This window comes from Serratia rhizosphaerae, from assembly GCF_009817885.1.
GTDB classification, from domain to species: Bacteria; Pseudomonadota; Gammaproteobacteria; order Enterobacterales; family Enterobacteriaceae; genus Serratia_B; species Serratia_B rhizosphaerae.
The window spans coordinates 2,588,274-2,605,016 of record NZ_CP041764.1; the positions used below are offsets into that span (position 1 = coordinate 2,588,274).

Sequence of the window (16,743 nt, forward strand, 5' to 3'; positions counted from 1 at the left end):
GTGTAAAAATCATTCTTCAGGAGAGAGTTCATGGCCAGCAGAGGCGTAAACAAAGTAATTCTGGTCGGGAATCTGGGCCAAGACCCCGAAGTCCGTTACATGCCGAATGGTGGCGCGGTCGCCAACATGACCCTGGCTACCTCCGAAAGCTGGCGCGATAAAGCGACCGGCGAGCAGAAAGAAAAGACCGAGTGGCACCGCGTTGTGCTGTTCGGCAAGCTGGCGGAAGTGGCCGGCGAATATCTGCGTAAAGGCTCGCAGGTGTATATCGAAGGTTCCCTGCAGACCCGCAAATGGACCGATCAGAGCGGCCAGGACCGTTACACCACCGAAGTGGTGGTAAACGTCGGCGGTTCCATGCAGATGCTGGGCGGCCGTCAGGGCGGCGGCGGTGCACCGGCAGGCGGTGGTCAGGGCGGTCAGGGCGGTTGGGGTCAGCCTCAGCAGCCGCAGGGCGGCAACCAGTTCAGCGGCGGCCAGCAACAGCAGTCGCGCCCAGCGCCAAGCAGCGCGCCGGCGGCCAGCAGCAACGAACCGCCAATGGATTTTGACGACGATATCCCGTTCTAAAAAATACCTCAGACATTTCTGCCAATGTCCGCGCCAGAAGCCCCGATACACGGGGCTTTTTTTATGTCTGCAAAGGAAAAATTTGACTGGGTGCTTTTGGGGTATCGGTTAGGTCGGAGAAGGTAAAAAAACCGTGACCGGTTTAACAGTTAGACCTGCAGTTCAGTCGATTGTACGCGCTGAATGGTAAACCGGACGGTATCAAGATCGTGCCGCTGTCCGAGGTCGCCACCAAAGACGATTTTTTCAACATCAAGAACGTCAGCCGCGATGACCTGCTGAGCGCCCACCGCGTCCCGCCGCAAATGATGGGGATTATCCCCAGCAATACCGGCGGTTTTGGCGACGTCAAAAAAGCCGCTCAGGTGTTTGTCCGTAACGAGTTAATCCCGCTGCAAGAACGCATGAAAGAGGTAAACGACTGGTTAGGGGAAGAGGTGATCCGCTTCAAAGATTATGAATTGCCCTCTGAATAACAGGAGCCGCCCCACGGGCGGCTTTATTTTCATATGCAACATTTTTCAGGCACAACTACAAGCCATGACGTTTTTTTAACCTTTCCATTTGAACTATAATCAAATCGCTTAACGTATCACAGGAATCATAAACATAATCGACCGCTATACGGTCTCGAGCTTCCCATTTTTTATTTTCAGTATTAAAAACGAAAGTATCAGTATCATTTGAGCCAATAACAATAAATCCATCCAGGGCTTCATTATAAAAACCCTTTTCCTCAGACAAAATATCATTATTCAAGAAAATATTATTCTCATCTTCTTTGCTCAAAGGGTGAAAGATTATCCCATCAAAATCAACCCCATCACTGATACGGACAAAATCGCCGTATTGCTTCCAAAACTCCGGCTGTTCGTCTTCAATACCCCGGCTAAAGTGATAATTATTAACTTCGCCTTGGTAAGGCGGGTTAGGCTCCCCTCCTAGTTGCTGGCAAACCCCATTAAATAAATTTACTGCTTTATTAATTTCTGTCATACGTCCCCCTTAAGGATAGACTATACCCTTTGGAACAGGCCATAAAATCGATTTGCTTTCTGATGTACCAAGAGCCTTTGTTACTCTTATTTGCGCAGTCGTAAACACCGCATGTTCATGCGCCCTATTAATCAACACAAGATTATCAAAGTTATTTGTCCCACTATCATCCAACGGTAGTTTATGATGAACCTGATAGCCTTTTGGAACAATGCCTTTTAGCATATTAGTTCTAACATCATTATCGAACCTAGAAATAACATCAGGACTATCGGCAATGCTCTTTATAAATTTACCTCTTACTTTATTATCAAATTCAGAGCGTAACGCCACTAACTCACCTCTCGGCCTCTGAATATAATCCATTTTAATAACATCAATATTGTTGAGTAATTTTTTATCGCCCTTGTAAGTCCCTAGAAAATGCTGAAGTTCTTCTAACGACTTCATATTAGCAATGTTGCCGCCGGGCATACGAGTAACAGCAGCTATTGAAGATAGTGCAACCAGCGAACCTATTGACTGAGGGTTAGCCACCTGGGTAAAACCTTCGGCCGCATCGCCACCAAGCTGCTTAGCCGTCTGTGCGAAACCTTCCACGTTCTGATTGTATATCCCCCCGGCGGCTAGCAACCGCCCAACGGCTTTACTGTTCAACGTGCTAAGCTGCTTTTTTGCTGCTTGAGCGTGCTGGGGTGGCGTGTAATATTCCGCAGGCCTTACCGTTGGCAAAGGTCGCGAGCGTTCCCCCCTGCGCCTTATTGCCTGTTCGTAGTAGTCAGTGATGCGGTTACCACCGCCCAGCATGAATGAATTAACCCCACCACAACCTACCAAACGACCATTATCATTGATATAAAAAGCAAAACGTGTGCTGCTCCACATTTCTTTATCATCAATGTAAACAACATTGCCGCACTCTATATCACCCTTTAACTTACTGGCGTATCTACCGGTTTCATTCACTGTCTGGGTGTCCCACGGGGAGCGAGGCTGTATGTCATCCCCGAACATGTTAAACCCGCCGGAGCTGCCAGAATCCAACACATAATGTCGGCATATCTCGCGCCATGCTTCACGGGGGGTGATGATCCTGTCATAGCGTTCGGGCGGTAACTCGTCATAAAACAGGTGATACAGGTTGCCGGGTAATTTCTTCATGATATGAGCAACTCCCTTGCGGTAAAAAACGTCATTTCCGTGACATAGCGAACCCTTATAGCAGTTTCAATCTACGACCAGCAACCCTAAGCGCCTTAGACGCCCGTCACGGCGTTTTAACCAAACAAATCGCAATGCTATTCCCGCCTCTTTTTGAAGCATGGATAAAATATCAGCGGCAATTCCGCTCCTGCAAGCTTCAGCTCTGCTTTGAGTTGGATTAATGCTCCTCCTGCAGGGGCGTGTTTATCATGCCGGAATTCTGTTTCTGAATGGAGCAGGATTTTGGGATAGGGTCAGTACTTTTGGGTTATCGGTTACGTCGGAGAAGGTAAAAAAACCGTGACCAGTTTAACCGTCAGACCTGCAGTTCAGCCGCTTATGGCGGTTTTGTGCCAGAAGCGGAGGGCAAGGCGCGTTTTAGCCTCATTGACAGCATGAAGTGTGGTCACCTTTAATTAATAGACTTGAAAGTCTGATAAATGTTAGTAGACTCATCAGTCTACTTAATGACTGTTGTGGAAACCCTGATGACTAACTCGAAGTCCTTTTTGCTAACGCTCTGCTTATCCCGTGTTTTATTGACTTTTTTCTTCTGGATGGCCGGTGTTTTTGGCGTATTCAATTTTGGGGTGATCGTCCAGGAAATGGCGACGGCGGGTCTTCCCTGGCCGGTTCTCTTCGCGGTTGCCACCATCCTGTGTCAGCTCTGTGGTTCCGCACTGATAATTTTTAATTGTGCAGGCTATGGCTGGATTGGATCGGTAATGCTGATTGTGTTTACACTGCTGACTATCCCGGTGGGACATCCATTCTGGACATTCAGTGAGCCAGAACGTACGCAGGAGTTCCATATTGCTCTTGAACACATTACCGTTATCGGGGGGTTAATCATGAGCGCCCTCCTTTCAGGCCATAAACGATGAACGAAAAAAACCGCCAAAAAGGTCGCCCTAAAGATCCGCTCAAAGAACGCGCGATACTTCAGGCTGCGCGAAAATTATTTCTGGAAAAAGGACTGGAGGTCACCACGGAGGAAATTGCCCGTGTCGCTGGCGTGGCAAAGGCCACCCTGTACGCAAACTTTGCCGACAAAGACATCCTCATTGAAGCGGTATTACGGCAGGAATCAGATTTAACAATCAGTGATGAAGATTTTTCAAAACGGCATAACCATTCACTGACGGATACGCTGACTGCATTTGGAAACCGGTTCGTCCGTTTTATAAATCAGCGTGAGCTGACCGGATGGGATCGGCTGATTGCCTCTGCTGCCATTCGTCATCCGGATTTACCACGGCGATTTTACGTCGCAGGCCCCGGCAGGGCGCAGCAGATGTTGGAATCTATTATTGCTGAAGCCGTTGACGAAGGCGTGCTGATATCATGTAACCCGCGCGAAGCCGCTGATGATTTAGCCGGATTATGGTTGGGCATGACGAGTCTGGAGATAAAGCTCGGCGCGAGAAAGACACTGTCTGATGAGGAAATTAAGCATCGGGTGTCGCATGCGCTCGGTGTTTTTATGCGCTTTTATTCAGTCAAATAGCGCTTACGAGCGGCTATGTGCTGAAAGCCGGCGAATAGCTATGCTTGATTACGAAAAGTATCCAATTCTTTCGAGCTGACTAAGTTAAAAGGTTTGCATGCCGTATGAGCGCTGGCTGGTGGTCTGAAGCATGCTAATTGCATCACTTTTTAGATGGTGAAGAAAGTGAAACCCTGCTTCGGCAGGGTTTTTATGTGTTGCACTATCGATTTTGGATGGTTCTCAATGTGCTTTTGATAATAATTGACTGCGTTTGTTTAAGTAAATACAGATAGAAAGAGCAATCAGAGGTAGGATGGATGATGCAATAAATGCATGCGATTCGCTAATGTTCAGGCCGTTCGAAATATTAGAATCGGTCATTAAAGAATAAAATGCCACCCCGACAGCAAAACCCATTTGGCGTAATGTACTTGTTATCGCGGCAGCAAGGCCTGAGTTCTCTGGCGCGACATTATCCATCACTACTCGTGCCATAATCGGATTCAATATGGCTGCCCCACACCCCATAATGAAAAGAGTGATATCCAATAGTAACCCCTGGTGTTTCACATTGGTATTGAAAAGGTATGCCAATGCCAGCAAACCGAGAGCGATGAAAACAAACCCACTCATGGCATTTAGTTTTAGTTTATCTTGCAGTGTAAAAACAGGTATGAGTGTTAAAGGAATGGAAAGACATAGCATAGACGTCATGACCATCATCGGGGAATAATTAAATTTCACCGTGATGTATCCGGGGAGAGTCACGAAAAGACTCCAGTAAGAGATAGAAAAGAAAATAGGGAGTAATAAAGAAATAAGAAAATTTACGTTCTTCAGTTCAGGCAGTCGAGTAAAACTCTTTGAAGAAAATAGATGTAATGATCCAAGTACAATAAGGCAAGCTATGATTATAGCGTAAAAAAGATGCCTGCCAAGGCCGGAGAATGTCTGATTGAAATACGGATTCATGGTGATGAACAGAAGGATAATCGTCGCAGGAAGCGTACTCGTTAACGATACCTGACCAAGAGCCCCTTTTTTGAACGTCTCCATGGCAGTACTGCCAACAAATGGGAACAGTACCACCAAGCTCAGCGGGATGTTGATAAGCATAATCCATCCCCATGAAAGGTAGGATACAATCAGGCTGCCTAAAATAGGCCCAAGAGCAAAACTTAAGCCAAGAAACATTGACCATTTTTTAAATGCACCTGCCCGGTCACGGGGGCCGCCAATGGGATACAGTACGTTAAGTAGTGCCATTGCCGAAGTATTCAGGAATGCTGCAGAAATTCCTTGAATCAATCTTATGGTGGTGAATTCCGTGAGGGTTTCACAATACGTTGAATAAACGGATGAAAGCACAAAAACAGATAATGAAGATAACAAGGTTAAACGGTAGCCAGTTTTATCGGTAATAATTCCTGCTGGCAATAGAAAGGCGGCAAAACCTGCCGTATATGAAACGCTTAACCAGGTGCCTTCCTTTATGCCAAAACCTAATCTGACGGCAATGTCAGGAATGGCGACTCCTAAACCGGTGGTATCGAAACCGATCATGAATGTCACAATCATGACGGATAAAAAAAATAGATCTTCCTTTTTTCGTAACATGCGACCTTCTTTATTATGCATAACAATAAAGAGCAAAGAGGTTCTCTTTGCTCATGGCGTTTAGCCGGTAATCAGCAAAGAATACTGCCATCAAGGAAGCGAGAGACATTTCTGTCAATCAGACAGGCGCAACGATCCCCCATTACGCCTAATGCCGTCAACCACATCTCCTCCAGTCTGGCTCTTGCCATATCAGGGCCTTTTTCATGTGCCAGTAATGACAGCATATATGTTGTTCCTGAAACTGTGTATCCGGCAAGCTGCAATCGTTCACATTTTTCAGATAATATGGCAGGGTTGGCTGTCATTTCTTTTATCGTTTCTTGAATGAACCGATGGCGAGATACGATGGCGCTAACTTGTTCAGAATTAAGGAAAAGTGAGCGTGCTGTTTCATCACTGATGAAGTGCTTTAATGAACTCATCAAGTGATAGCTCTCCATGGGTTTTATGACCGAAACATCAGCACCATGCCATATATCCATCAGGGCCCATAAGTCCATTTCGATGATGTTTCCAGGTAGAATCTTTTGTCCCGTATTATGACCGACGCTATCAAGGTATACATAGGCTGTACTCGTCTCACTATTTTGTGAGAATGAGTAAATTTTCGTGTTTCCGCCTCCTGAAACAATTCCTTTTTTTGTCATCTTGACTTCTTCAGGAATCCGTCCAAGTGTAACGACACCATGAATCTTATTGATGGAAAGGATGTATCCGACTTTTTCCAGAAGCTCATACGTTCTCTCTTTATCAAAATCTCCCTGTGAATTTTTAACGCCCCATTGGCCGTCCTGCGTTAACGCAAGACCAAAAGGATCAACGATCAGGTTTATGTCCAAACCCACCAGTTCGCGTAGAATAAGAGAAATCAGCGTTTCGAACTCCGATAACCCGGCATTAATATCATCATGTTTTGATGCGTTAGAGACAAAGCGAAGTGAAATGTTTTTCACCCCCATAGAATGTGTTTTTATAATTTCCTCTGCTGCTCTCTTCCAGCCATACGTGAAATATCCCGGGAGGCCTTTTGCTGGTTTTTGTGCATTTTTATCTACATGCGAACTTACATCAACGGCCTGCGAGAGTATTGAAGGGGAAATCACCACGCTGGATTGAGTAATGACACGGCGGGTGAAGGTCGGCTTTAAAATCTCATATTCAATATTACTCATAACATACATCCCTTATATATATTTGATTTGAGAACAGCACATATTTTTTAGTTGTGTTTTTATTTTTCCGCCTTTCCAATGTGTAAATAAATTTTTGTTTATTTATGGCCGAGAATTGACATTAATTCATTGCGAACTTGAATTAATCTCATGTTTACGCCTGGATGGATATATTATTAATAATCACAGGTTGAAATATCTATCAGATGTTTCAATCAATGATGGCTGCTTATCTAGGATGAACGGTTGTTAATGATGACGTATTGAGGGCTTTATACTGCCATATTGCTTTGTAGGCTTTTAGTAAAATATTATTACGGTTACGGATGGATAGCCTATTTTGTTTGCTTATTTTATTCTGAAAAAAATCAAAGTGCAGGTATGGCCGTGGTTCTGCCGGAAAATTCTTTTTTATTCTGATTTTTTACTCGTCATATCTCTATAGCAGTAAAAAACTATTGTATTGATGTCTTTTTGTTCGCATTTTCACAATTTTTGAAACGTTTTGATATAGATTGCGGTGGGCAGTTTTTTAATTAATATTTATATTTTTTAGTATGTTATGTTGATTTTTCTGTCTGGTGGCGTACTGAATCCTCAATAGGAAGTTTTAGGCGTGCATATTAATGTTCTAAAAGAATTGTTATCGCCACACGTTGCATAGCCTCTAAAACCACAAAAGCCCCGGCAGGGGCTTCTGGCTTCTTGTCGCTGTGCAGACGGCTTAGTTAAAGATCTCTGCGGTGCCGTGCAATTTATTCTGACCGCCGGCGGAGGTGATGCGATAGCTGCTGGCGCCGGCCGCGGCGGCTTTACTGGCCAGTGCGTCTTCCAGCGCGCTCAGGCTGGCGGCGCCGCTGACGGAAATCACGCCCATTTTCTGCGCGTTAGCGGCAGGCTGTGCAGCAGGTTGTTCGGCAGCCGTTGCGGTAAAGGCTGCGCCGGTCAGCAGTAAAGCAGTAGCAAATTTTTTGATGTTTTTCATGATGCAATCCTCAGAGTATTTTTTTATGTGAGTCGCCGCTGCGTCTCGATGTGTTAAATATTAACCAGGTGCTGGTGAAGTTAAAATCAGAGAGTTTTGAGTGTGTCTGTCAAAAAAATTGATTTTCTGTGAGGGGGCAGGCTGGCGGAGCAAACCATTCACCGCTACCTTTAAATAAAGTGGGTTGGTGGAGGATGAGTGATGACGACAAATGCATTTGTTGGCAGCTGGTCACTGGTGTCTTCGGTATTCAAGAGCGAAGCGGGTACGCTAAGCTATCCGCTCGGCGCGCAGGTGGTGGGCCGCATCAACTACGAAGCCAACGGCACCATGGCGGCGCAGCTGTATAGTGCGGAGCGTCCGCGTTTTGCTTCGGAAGATCTGGCGCAGGGCAGCGACCAGGAGCTGCGGGCGGCGTTTATCAATATGATTTGCTACTTTGGTCGCTACCAGATTGATGAGCCGGACCAGCGCGTGATCCATCAGGTTGAAGGTTGTTCGTTTCCCAACTGGGTGGGCAGCCGTCAGGTGCGCTTTTATACTTTTGTCGGCGATAAGCTGACGCTGCGCACCGCGCCGCTGCAAATCGGTAACGGCGTGCAGATTGGCGAGCTGGTCTGGCAGCGCATCGGGGACGTCGGATGATCATTGTGCACCATCTGAATAACTCGCGCTCGCAGCCTATTTTGTGGTTTTTAGAAGAGCTGGCGCAGCCCTATCAGGTGCAGCGTTATCAGCGTGAGTCGGGAAGCCTGCTGGCGCCGCCGGCGTTAAAGAAAATCCATCCGCTGGGTAAGTCGCCGGTGATTGTCGACGGCGATTTGACGCTGGCCGAGTCCGGCGCAATCATCGAATATCTGCAGGAAGCCTACGATGCGCAGGGGCAGTTTATGCCCACCGACTTTCATGCGCGTCAGCAGTACCGCTACTGGCTGCACTATGCGGAAGGGTCGCTGATGCCGCTGCTGGTGATGAAGCTGGTGTTTGGCCGCCTCGGTCAGCCGCCGGTGCCGTTGCTGTTGCGCAAGCTGGCCGGCGCCATCGGTAAAGGGGTGCAGCGTAACTATCTCGATAGGCAGATCGCCGTGCACCGTGACTATCTGGAACAACACCTGCGCGCCAACCCCTGGTTTGCCGGTCATGATTTCAGCGCTGCCGATATCAAGATGAGTTTTCCGCTGGAGGCGATGGCCGCGCGCGGCGGCTTGGACGGCTGTCCGCAGCTGCGTGATTTTCTGCGGCGCATTCATCAGCGCCCGGCTTACCAGCGGGCGCTGGAGCAGGGCGGCCCTTATCATCTGCTGCTTTAACCGTCTGGACTATACTCGATAGGTCACTGCTTCTCGGAGATGGCCCATGACGACTCAAATCTTTGTGAATTTGCCGGTCAGCGATTTGCCCGCCTCGATGGATTTCTTTGGTCAGCTGGGCTTTGCATTCAATCAGCAGTTCACCGACGACAGCGCCGCCTGCATGGTGGTGAGCGACACCATCTATGTGATGCTGTTAACCCACGATAAATTCAAAATGTTTACCCCCAACCCGATCGGCGATGCCAAACGGGCCACGGAGGTGCTGCTTTGTCTGTCGCGGCCCAGCCGTGCGGCGGTGGACGATCTGGTTCGCAAGGCGATCGCCGCCGGCGGCAACACCTATAACCAGCCGCAGGACCATGGTTTTATGTACGGCCACGGCTTTCAGGATCTGGACGGCCATATTTGGGAGCTGATGTTTATGGAGCCGCAGGCCATGCCGTCCTGAGCACGGGAGCCTCATCATGCGGCGGCCGAGTCCGCCGCGCTCTGCGCCAGACGTTAAAATCGCCGGATCGACGACTTTCTGCTTTGCTCGTCGCGATCTTTAGTTGATCGGACGGTATAGAAGGCTGGATAATCGTTTGCTTCAGTAAAAACACTATAAATTCACCCGTACCTCATGCCGAGAGTTAATCGTTTGCCTTGTGCGCGGCCGCTATCTGCCGCGCGGTGCAAGGAATTGGGAGCAAACGTGACGGAAACGATTCTGTCCTGTCGGCTGCGGACGTTAAAAACACCTTCTGCAACAGACGAGCAGTGATTACAGGGGACAGCAACATGTCGAATTCTCAAGCGAATAACGCCGCAACAGCAAAAGGCGGGCTTGATGGTTATTTTAAAATTTCGCAGCGCGGCAGCAGCGTGCGGCAGGAAGTGGTGGCGGGCCTGACCACCTTTTTGGCGATGGTCTATTCGGTGATTGTGGTGCCGAGCATGCTGGGCAAGGCCGGTTTCCCGCCGACCGCGGTGTTCGTCGCCACCTGTCTGGTTGCCGGCTTCGGGTCGCTGCTGATGGGGCTGTGGGCGAATCTGCCGATGGCGATCGGCTGCGCCATTTCTTTAACGGCGTTTACCGCCTTCAGTCTGGTGCTGGGCCAGCAGATCAGCATTCCGGTGGCGTTGGGTGCGGTATGCCTGATGGGGCTGCTGTTTACCGTGATCTCGGTGACCGGCATCCGCTCATGGATCCTGCGTAACCTGCCGATGGGCGTGGCGCACGGCACCGGCATCGGTATTGGCCTGTTCCTGCTGCTGATCGCCGCCAACGGCGTCGGCCTGGTGGTGAAGAACCCGCTGGACGGGCTGCCGGTGGCGCTGGGCGCCTTTACCTCTTTCCCGGTGGTGATGACGCTGCTCGGGCTGGCGGTGATTTTCGGTCTGGAGAAGCTGCGGGTGCCGGGCGGCATTCTGCTGGTGATTATCGCCATCTCCGTTATCGGCCTGATTTTCGATCCGGCGGTGAAGTATCAGGGGCTGTTTGCCATGCCGAGTTTGGCCGATGAGCAGGGCAACTCGCTGATTTTCAGCCTGGATATTATGGGGGCACTGCAGCCGGTGGTGTTGCCGAGCGTGCTGGCGCTGGTAATGACCGCGGTGTTTGACGCTACCGGCACCATCCGCGCGGTGGCCGGGCAGGCGAACCTGCTGGATAAAGACGGCCAGATCGTCAGCGGCGGTAAGGCGCTGACCTCTGACTCGGTCAGCAGCATTTTCTCGGCGCTGGTGGGCGCGGCGCCGGCGGCGGTGTATATCGAATCGGCGGCGGGCACCGCAGCCGGCGGTAAAACCGGCCTGACCGCTACCGTGGTGGGGTTGCTGTTCCTGCTGATTCTGTTCCTGTCGCCGCTCTCCTACCTGGTGCCGGTGTATGCGACGGCGCCGGCGCTGATGTATGTCGGCCTGCTGATGCTCAGCAACGTCACCAAGCTGGACTTTGACGACTTTGTCGACGCGATGTCCGGCCTGCTGTGCGCGGTGTTTATCGTGCTGACCTGCAACATCGTTACCGGCATTATGCTGGGCTTCAGCGCGCTGGTGATCGGCCGCGTTTTCTCCGGTGAATGGCGTAAGCTGAATATCGGCACCGTCGTCATTGCCGTAGCGCTGGTGGTGTTTTACGCCGGTGGCTGGGCCATCTAAATCCTCTGCCGGGACGCGTTTGGCGCGTCCCGGTTTCAGATTACTCTCCTTAATCTATTTCGCCGTTTTGAAAGGCACAACAAGCTTTCACCGACGTAAAAAAAGTGATCTACTATTTGGCACATACTCTGGCAATGCGCCGTTGAGGTCGAAACCGTAGAGTCTAAGGAAAGCATGGAAATCTTTTTTACAATCCTCATTTTGATCCTGGTGGTCTCCCTGTCTGGGGTGGTGACGCGTATGTTGCCGTTCCAGGTGCCGCTCCCCTTAATGCAAATCGCCATCGGTGCGCTGTTGGCCTGGCCGCATTTCGGGCTGCACGTGGACTTCGATCCGGAACTGTTTTTAGTGCTGTTTATCCCGCCGCTGCTGTTTGCCGACGGCTGGAAAACGCCGATGCGCGAGTTTATTCATCATGGCCGCGAGGTGCTCGGGCTGGCGCTGGTGCTGGTGCTGATCACCGTGGTCGGCGTCGGTTACCTGATCTACCTGATGGTGCCGGGTATTCCGCTGGTGGCGGCGTTCGCGCTGGCGGCGGTGCTGTCGCCGACCGATGCCGTGGCGCTGTCCGGCATCGTCGGCAAAGGGCGTATCCCTAAACCGATTATGGGCGTGCTGGAGGGCGAGGCGCTGATGAACGACGCCTCCGGCCTGGTGTCGCTCAAGTTTGCCATTGCGGTGGCGATGGGCACCATGGTGTTCACCGTGGGCGGCGCGACGCTGGAGTTCCTCAAGGTGGCGATCGGCGGCCTGCTGGCCGGCGTGGCGGTAACCTGGACTTACAGTAAGTCGCTGCGCGTGATGAGCCGCTGGAGCGGCGACGACCCGGCGACGCAAATCGTCTTTTTACTGCTGCTGCCGTTCGCCTCTTACCTGATTGCCGAACATATCGGCGTATCGGGGATCCTGGCGGCGGTCGCCGCGGGGATGACTATCAGCCAGTCCGGCGTGATCCGCAATGCGCCGCTGGCGATGCGCCTGCGCGCCAACAGCGTCTGGGCGATGTTGGAATTCGTGTTTAACGGCATGGTGTTCATCATGTTGGGCCTACAGCTGCCGGGGATTCTGGAAACCTCGATGCTGCAGGCGGAGCTGGATCCGACGATTCAGACCTGGTACCTGTTCGCCGACGTGGCGATTATCTATGCCGCGCTGCTGCTGCTGCGCTTTACCTGGCTGTGGCTGATGAAGGGCGCCAGCAAACGACTGCTGAAAAAACGTCCGCTGCAGTTTGGCAACTACACCACGCGTGAGCTGTGGGTAGCGTCGTTTGCCGGGGTGCGCGGGGCGATTACGCTGGCCGGTGTGCTGTCGATTCCGCTGCTGCTCAGCGACGGCAGTGCCTTCCCGGCGCGTTATCAACTGGTGTTTATCGCCGCCGGGGTGATCCTGCTGTCGTTGATTGTCGGCGTTATTGCCCTGCCGCTGTTGCTGCGCGGCGTACAGGTGGCGGACTCGAGCGTCAGTAAGGGCGAAGAGCGGATGGCGATTGCGATGGCGGCGGAAGTGGCGATCGAGAGCATCAACAAAATGGAAGAGCGGCTGACGGCGGATACCGAGGAAAATATCGATCCGCAGGTGCTGAAAGAGGTCAGTTCGCGCGTGGTCGGCATGCTGCGCCGCCGGGTTGCCAGCAAAGACGATATTGAAAACGCGCTGGAGCTGGAAAACCTTGAGCGGCGCTTCCGCCTGACCGCGCTGCGCGCCGAACGCGGTGAGCTGTACCATCTGCGCGCGACGCAGAAAATCAGCAATGAGACGCTGCAAAAGCTGCTGCACGATCTCGACCTGCTGGAGGCGCTGCTGGTGGAGCGCGAGGGGTAAACCGGCGCGTGCCGGACTAAGCAGAAGGGGCTGAAGAGATTCAGCCCCTTCAGAGTGCTGACAAAGTTAGTTATTAGGGAGAGCGTGGCGATGGGGTCGTAGCGGCGTAAGCCGCCGGAGCGCCCCTCGTTACGCTAGGCCCGGGTATCTCGGGCCATCAGACGACTTTGTCATCAACCTCAAGGGGCTGAAGATATTCAGCCCTTTTTTATTTCATTGTCGACAGATGGTCGCGGCAGCAGGCGATCCAGGCCTGAGCGCTGTGGGACAGGTAACTGTCCTGACGCCAGATCAGCCCGACCTTCCACTCCATCAGCGGTTCCAGCGGCAGCCAGAGCAGGCTTTCCTCATCCAGCCACTGACAGACCGGCTCCGGCAGGGCGGCGATGCCGACGCCGGCCTGCACCATTGAGGCCAGAAAATCCCACTGGCCGCTGCGCACCGCGATGCGCGGCTCCAGTTCGGCGCGGCGGAAGGCTGCCATCAGCATCTTGTACAACGCGAAATCTTCGTTATAAATCAGTATCGGCCATTCGGCCAGCTCATGAATGCTGATGTGGCTCCGCTGTTGCCAGTGCGCATTGCGCGGCACCACAACGGACATCGGGTGGGTCAGCAGCGGCAGAAAGGTCAGCTGCCGGTCGGTATCGGGCGAGTAGACCGTCATCGCCAAGTCCAGTTCGCCCGCCAGCACCCGCTGTTCGCCGGACAGACCGCCCAGCTCGGAGATGCGTAGTTCAATACCGGGATAGGCGTGGCGAAAGTGGCGGATGAGATCGGCGATTTGCCGGCCGACCATCGGCGGGATGCCCAGCCGCAGCACGCCTTTTTTTACCGCGCTGATGTCTTCCAGCTCGGCCTCCAGCTGGCGGAATTCGTCGAGGATCGCCACGCCGCGCTGATAGACCGCCTGGCCGCTGTCCGTCAGGTGCAGCTTGCGCCCCTCGCGGATCAGCAGGGTGCACTCCAGTTCATCCTCCAGATGGCGCAGCATCTTGCTGATGGTCGGCTGGGTGACGAACAGTTTTTCCGCCGCGCGGGTAAAGCTTTGCTGACGCACGACTTCGACAAAGTAGCGTAGGGTACGAACATCCACAATCTGTTCTCCGATGGGCGATACCGGCGGGAAACTATTCCCTTGAGGCATGAAGTGGATAATTTTAATTCATTTCAGTACGGGTTTCCCGGCTGCGTATACTGTAATCCGTCATTTTTTTGCTTGAGGCCGCTCTCCATGTCCCTGGCGTTACGTCGTGCTGCGCCATCCCTGCTGGCCCGCCTGCAGGTTCCCGTTCAGGTTGTTTTATACGCGCTGCTGTTTTTGCTTGCCGAGCAGTTGGTGGCGCATTTCCATCTACCGTTGCCTGCCAATATTGTCGGTATGCTGATGCTGCTGGCGTTGATCGTGCTGCGCGTGCTGCCGCTGCGTTGGGTACAGGCCGGTGCGCGCTGGCTGCTGGCGGAGATGCTGCTGTTCTTCGTCCCGGCGGTGGTGGCGGTGGTTAACTACGCGCAACTGCTGATGGTGGAAGGCTGGAAGATTTTTCTGGTGATTGCCGTCAGCACTATGCTGACGCTGGGGGCCACCGGGCTGGTGGTGGACCGCGTCTATCGCTTCGAACTCTGGCTGCAGCGGCGCAAACGTCATGAATGATTTTATCCTCAGCCTGCTCTGTCTGGCCGCTACGCTGGCGCTCTATTTTGCCAATAAGCGGCTCTATCGTCGTCGCCGCAGTCTGTTGCTGATGCCGCTGGTGCTGACGCCGATGATTCTGGTGCTGTTGCTGGTGGTGACGCATATCTCCTATCGGGACTATATGGGGGAGACCCACTGGCTGCTGTGGCTGCTCGGGCCGGCGACCATTGCCTTTGCGGTGCCGGTGTATGAGAACCTGCATATTATCCGCCGTCACTGGCTGTCGCTCAGCGCCGGAGTGGCCACTGCAGTATGTGTGGCGGTGTACAGCTCGGTCTGGCTGGCGCGGCTGCTGACGCTGCCTGAAGAGGTACAGCGCAGCCTGGCGGTGCGTTCGATCACCACGCCGTTCGCGCTGGAGGCGGCGAAGCAGATGGGCGGCCAGCCGGATCTGGTGGCGCTGTTTGTGGTGATCACCGGGGTGTTCGGCATGGCGGTGGGGGATATTCTGTTTTTGCGCCTGTCGGTGCGCAGCCGTCTGGCGAAGGGGGCCGGCCTGGGGGCGTCGTCGCACGGCGCTGGCACCGCGCGCGCCTATGAAATGGGGCAGGAAGAGGGCGTGGTCTCCAGCCTGGTGATGATGCTGGCCGGCATTATCACCGTGCTGGCCGCGCCGCTGATTGGCCTGTGGATGTGGTAGCGTGTTATTGAAAGGCAATGGCATGTGCGGTGCGGGCGGCATGCCATGGCAAGCCTCTAGTACAGTGAAGGCGCGCCTGTTGGACGGGTCTTAAAGCGGCGGTGCAGCCACATATACTGTTCCGGCGCGCGCATAATCTCTTTTTCCACCACTTTATTCATATAAGCGGCGGCGGCCATTTCGTCGGTAAGCGGATAGTTTTCCAACGCCGGCTGGATCAGCAGATCGTAGCCGGCGCCATTTTCTCGACGAATCAGCACTACCGGCACCAGCGCCGGCTGCGCCATGCGCGCCAGCATAAAGGTGCCGCTGGTGGTCGCAGCCTGATCGACGGCGAACAGCGGTGCAAATACGCTGCCGCGCGGGCCGTAATCCTGGTCGGGCGCGAACCACACCGCTTCGCCGCCTTTCAGCGCCTGCACCATGCCGCGCAGGTTCTTACGGTCGAGCATCGCCTTATTGGAGCGCATACGGCCTTTGGTCTGCGCCCACTCCATCGCCTTGTTATTGTGCGGACGGTACATCGCCATCATCGGCTGGCACAGGCCCATCGCCCGGCCGCCCAGTTCCAGCGACATAAAGTGCACGCCAATCACCAGTACGCCGCGGCCGTTCTGCTGCGCCATTTTCAGGTGATTGATGCCGGAGACGTTAAACCAGCGTTTGACGCGTTTATCTGACCAGAACCAGGCGATGCCGGTTTCCAGCAGCCCCATGCCGAGGGATTCAAAATTGCTGACCACCTTGCGCTCGCGTTGGGCGGCATCCATATCCGGGAAGCACAGTTCCAGGTTGCGGCGGGTGATGGTGACGCGGCGCTTCAAAAAGCGCATTGAGGTGCGGCCCATCCACACGCCAAGCTTATGCAGCAGCGGGTAGGGCAGCTGTACCAGCAGAAACAGCACCGCCAGGCCAAACCAGGTCAGCCAATAGCGGGGGTGCAGCAGGGCACGTTGGAATTCTTGCGGACGTTTCATAGTCACTCATTTATGCATTATGGGTAAAAAACCTGTAACGCATAAAGAAGCCACTCAATAGCGATACAATGACTCAGACACTGGGTCGTGGTTATCGTTTAGTCGGATCGTGAAAT

Annotated in this window: 17 protein-coding genes and 1 pseudogene; 11 read left to right on the forward strand and 7 right to left on the reverse strand. The window is 52.8% G+C overall.

The window, feature by feature from the left end; all coding sequences use genetic code 11:
* Positions 1 to 30 precede the first annotated feature (30 nt).
* The gene (gene ssb1, locus FO014_RS12060) at positions 31 to 570 is read left to right on the forward strand and encodes a single-stranded DNA-binding protein SSB1 (protein ID WP_015962066.1); all 540 of its coding nucleotides are present in this window, start codon (positions 31 to 33) and stop codon (positions 568 to 570) included.
* Between the two features lie 173 nt (positions 571 to 743).
* Positions 744 to 1,046 (forward strand): annotated as a pseudogene (locus FO014_RS12065) (phage portal protein); the annotation flags it as partial.
* Positions 1,047 to 1,101: 55 nt separating this feature from the next.
* Here the strand turns inward: FO014_RS12065 and FO014_RS12070 are convergent.
* The gene (locus FO014_RS12070) at positions 1,102 to 1,566 is read right to left on the reverse strand and encodes a YrhA family protein (protein ID WP_160029691.1); all 465 of its coding nucleotides are present in this window, start codon (positions 1,564 to 1,566) and stop codon (positions 1,102 to 1,104) included.
* A 9-nt stretch (positions 1,567 to 1,575) separates the two neighbouring features.
* Positions 1,576 to 2,727: an HNH endonuclease signature motif containing protein gene (locus FO014_RS23960; RefSeq protein ID WP_160029692.1), complete on the reverse strand. Its 1,152-nt coding sequence runs from the start codon at positions 2,725 to 2,727 to the stop codon at positions 1,576 to 1,578.
* Positions 2,728 to 3,257: 530 nt separating this feature from the next.
* On the opposite strand from FO014_RS23960, the gene FO014_RS12080 reads away from it, so the two are divergent.
* Positions 3,258 to 3,653 (forward strand): DoxX family protein, encoded by a 396-nt coding sequence (locus FO014_RS12080; protein WP_160029693.1) that lies wholly within the window; start codon positions 3,258 to 3,260, stop codon positions 3,651 to 3,653.
* The gene (locus FO014_RS12085) at positions 3,650 to 4,276 is read left to right on the forward strand and encodes a TetR/AcrR family transcriptional regulator (protein WP_160029694.1); all 627 of its coding nucleotides are present in this window, start codon (positions 3,650 to 3,652) and stop codon (positions 4,274 to 4,276) included. The genes FO014_RS12080 and FO014_RS12085 overlap by 4 nt, the downstream gene beginning before the upstream one ends.
* A 222-nt stretch (positions 4,277 to 4,498) precedes the next feature.
* Here FO014_RS12085 and FO014_RS12090 read toward each other — a convergent pair whose 3' ends face one another.
* The 3 genes from FO014_RS12090 to bhsA form a co-directional block, all read right to left on the reverse strand.
* Complete coding sequence (locus FO014_RS12090; protein WP_160029695.1) at positions 4,499 to 5,875, reverse strand: MFS transporter; 1,377 nt, start codon at positions 5,873 to 5,875, stop codon at positions 4,499 to 4,501.
* Positions 5,876 to 5,946: 71 nt separating this feature from the next.
* Positions 5,947 to 7,050: a hypothetical protein gene (locus FO014_RS12095; protein ID WP_160029696.1), complete on the reverse strand. Its 1,104-nt coding sequence runs from the start codon at positions 7,048 to 7,050 to the stop codon at positions 5,947 to 5,949.
* Positions 7,051 to 7,774: 724 nt separating this feature from the next.
* Entirely contained in the window at positions 7,775 to 8,035 is a 261-nt protein-coding gene (gene bhsA / locus FO014_RS12100) for a multiple stress resistance protein BhsA (protein ID WP_105232810.1), read from the reverse strand.
* Between the two features lie 201 nt (positions 8,036 to 8,236).
* Between bhsA and FO014_RS12105 the strand changes: the two genes are divergently transcribed.
* The 5 genes from FO014_RS12105 (at position 8,237) to FO014_RS12125 (ending at position 13,314) form a co-directional block, all read left to right on the forward strand.
* Entirely contained in the window at positions 8,237 to 8,680 is a 444-nt protein-coding gene (locus FO014_RS12105; protein ID WP_160029697.1) for a lipocalin-like domain-containing protein, read from the forward strand.
* A complete protein-coding gene (locus FO014_RS12110) occupies positions 8,677 to 9,345 on the forward strand; it encodes a glutathione S-transferase family protein (protein ID WP_160029698.1) in 669 nt (222 codons plus the stop codon). The genes FO014_RS12105 and FO014_RS12110 overlap by 4 nt, the downstream gene beginning before the upstream one ends.
* 46 nt (positions 9,346 to 9,391) lie before the next feature.
* Entirely contained in the window at positions 9,392 to 9,796 is a 405-nt protein-coding gene (locus tag FO014_RS12115) for a VOC family protein (RefSeq protein ID WP_160029699.1), read from the forward strand.
* A 332-nt stretch (positions 9,797 to 10,128) separates the two neighbouring features.
* Positions 10,129 to 11,490, forward strand: a complete 1,362-nt coding sequence (locus FO014_RS12120) for an NCS2 family permease (protein WP_160029700.1) — start codon at positions 10,129 to 10,131, stop codon at positions 11,488 to 11,490.
* A gap of 174 nt (positions 11,491 to 11,664) precedes the next feature.
* On the forward strand, positions 11,665 to 13,314 hold the full coding sequence (locus tag FO014_RS12125; RefSeq protein WP_160029701.1) for a Na+/H+ antiporter: 1,650 nt from the start codon (positions 11,665 to 11,667) through the stop codon (positions 13,312 to 13,314).
* A gap of 208 nt (positions 13,315 to 13,522) precedes the next feature.
* On the opposite strand, the gene FO014_RS12130 is transcribed toward FO014_RS12125, so the two are convergent.
* Complete coding sequence (locus FO014_RS12130) at positions 13,523 to 14,410, reverse strand: LysR family transcriptional regulator (protein WP_160029702.1); 888 nt, start codon at positions 14,408 to 14,410, stop codon at positions 13,523 to 13,525.
* A gap of 138 nt (positions 14,411 to 14,548) precedes the next feature.
* Here FO014_RS12130 and FO014_RS12135 point away from each other — a divergent pair, with 138 nt between their 5' ends.
* On the forward strand, positions 14,549 to 14,968 hold the full coding sequence (locus tag FO014_RS12135; RefSeq protein WP_105232804.1) for a CidA/LrgA family protein: 420 nt from the start codon (positions 14,549 to 14,551) through the stop codon (positions 14,966 to 14,968).
* Entirely contained in the window at positions 14,961 to 15,650 is a 690-nt protein-coding gene (locus FO014_RS12140) for an LrgB family protein (protein ID WP_105232803.1), read from the forward strand. The genes FO014_RS12135 and FO014_RS12140 overlap by 8 nt, the downstream gene beginning before the upstream one ends.
* Positions 15,651 to 15,706: 56 nt before the next feature.
* Here FO014_RS12140 and lpxP read toward each other — a convergent pair whose 3' ends face one another.
* Positions 15,707 to 16,627: a kdo(2)-lipid IV(A) palmitoleoyltransferase gene (lpxP, locus tag FO014_RS12145; RefSeq protein WP_160029703.1), complete on the reverse strand. Its 921-nt coding sequence runs from the start codon at positions 16,625 to 16,627 to the stop codon at positions 15,707 to 15,709.
* Between the last annotated feature and the right edge of the window lie 116 nt (positions 16,628 to 16,743).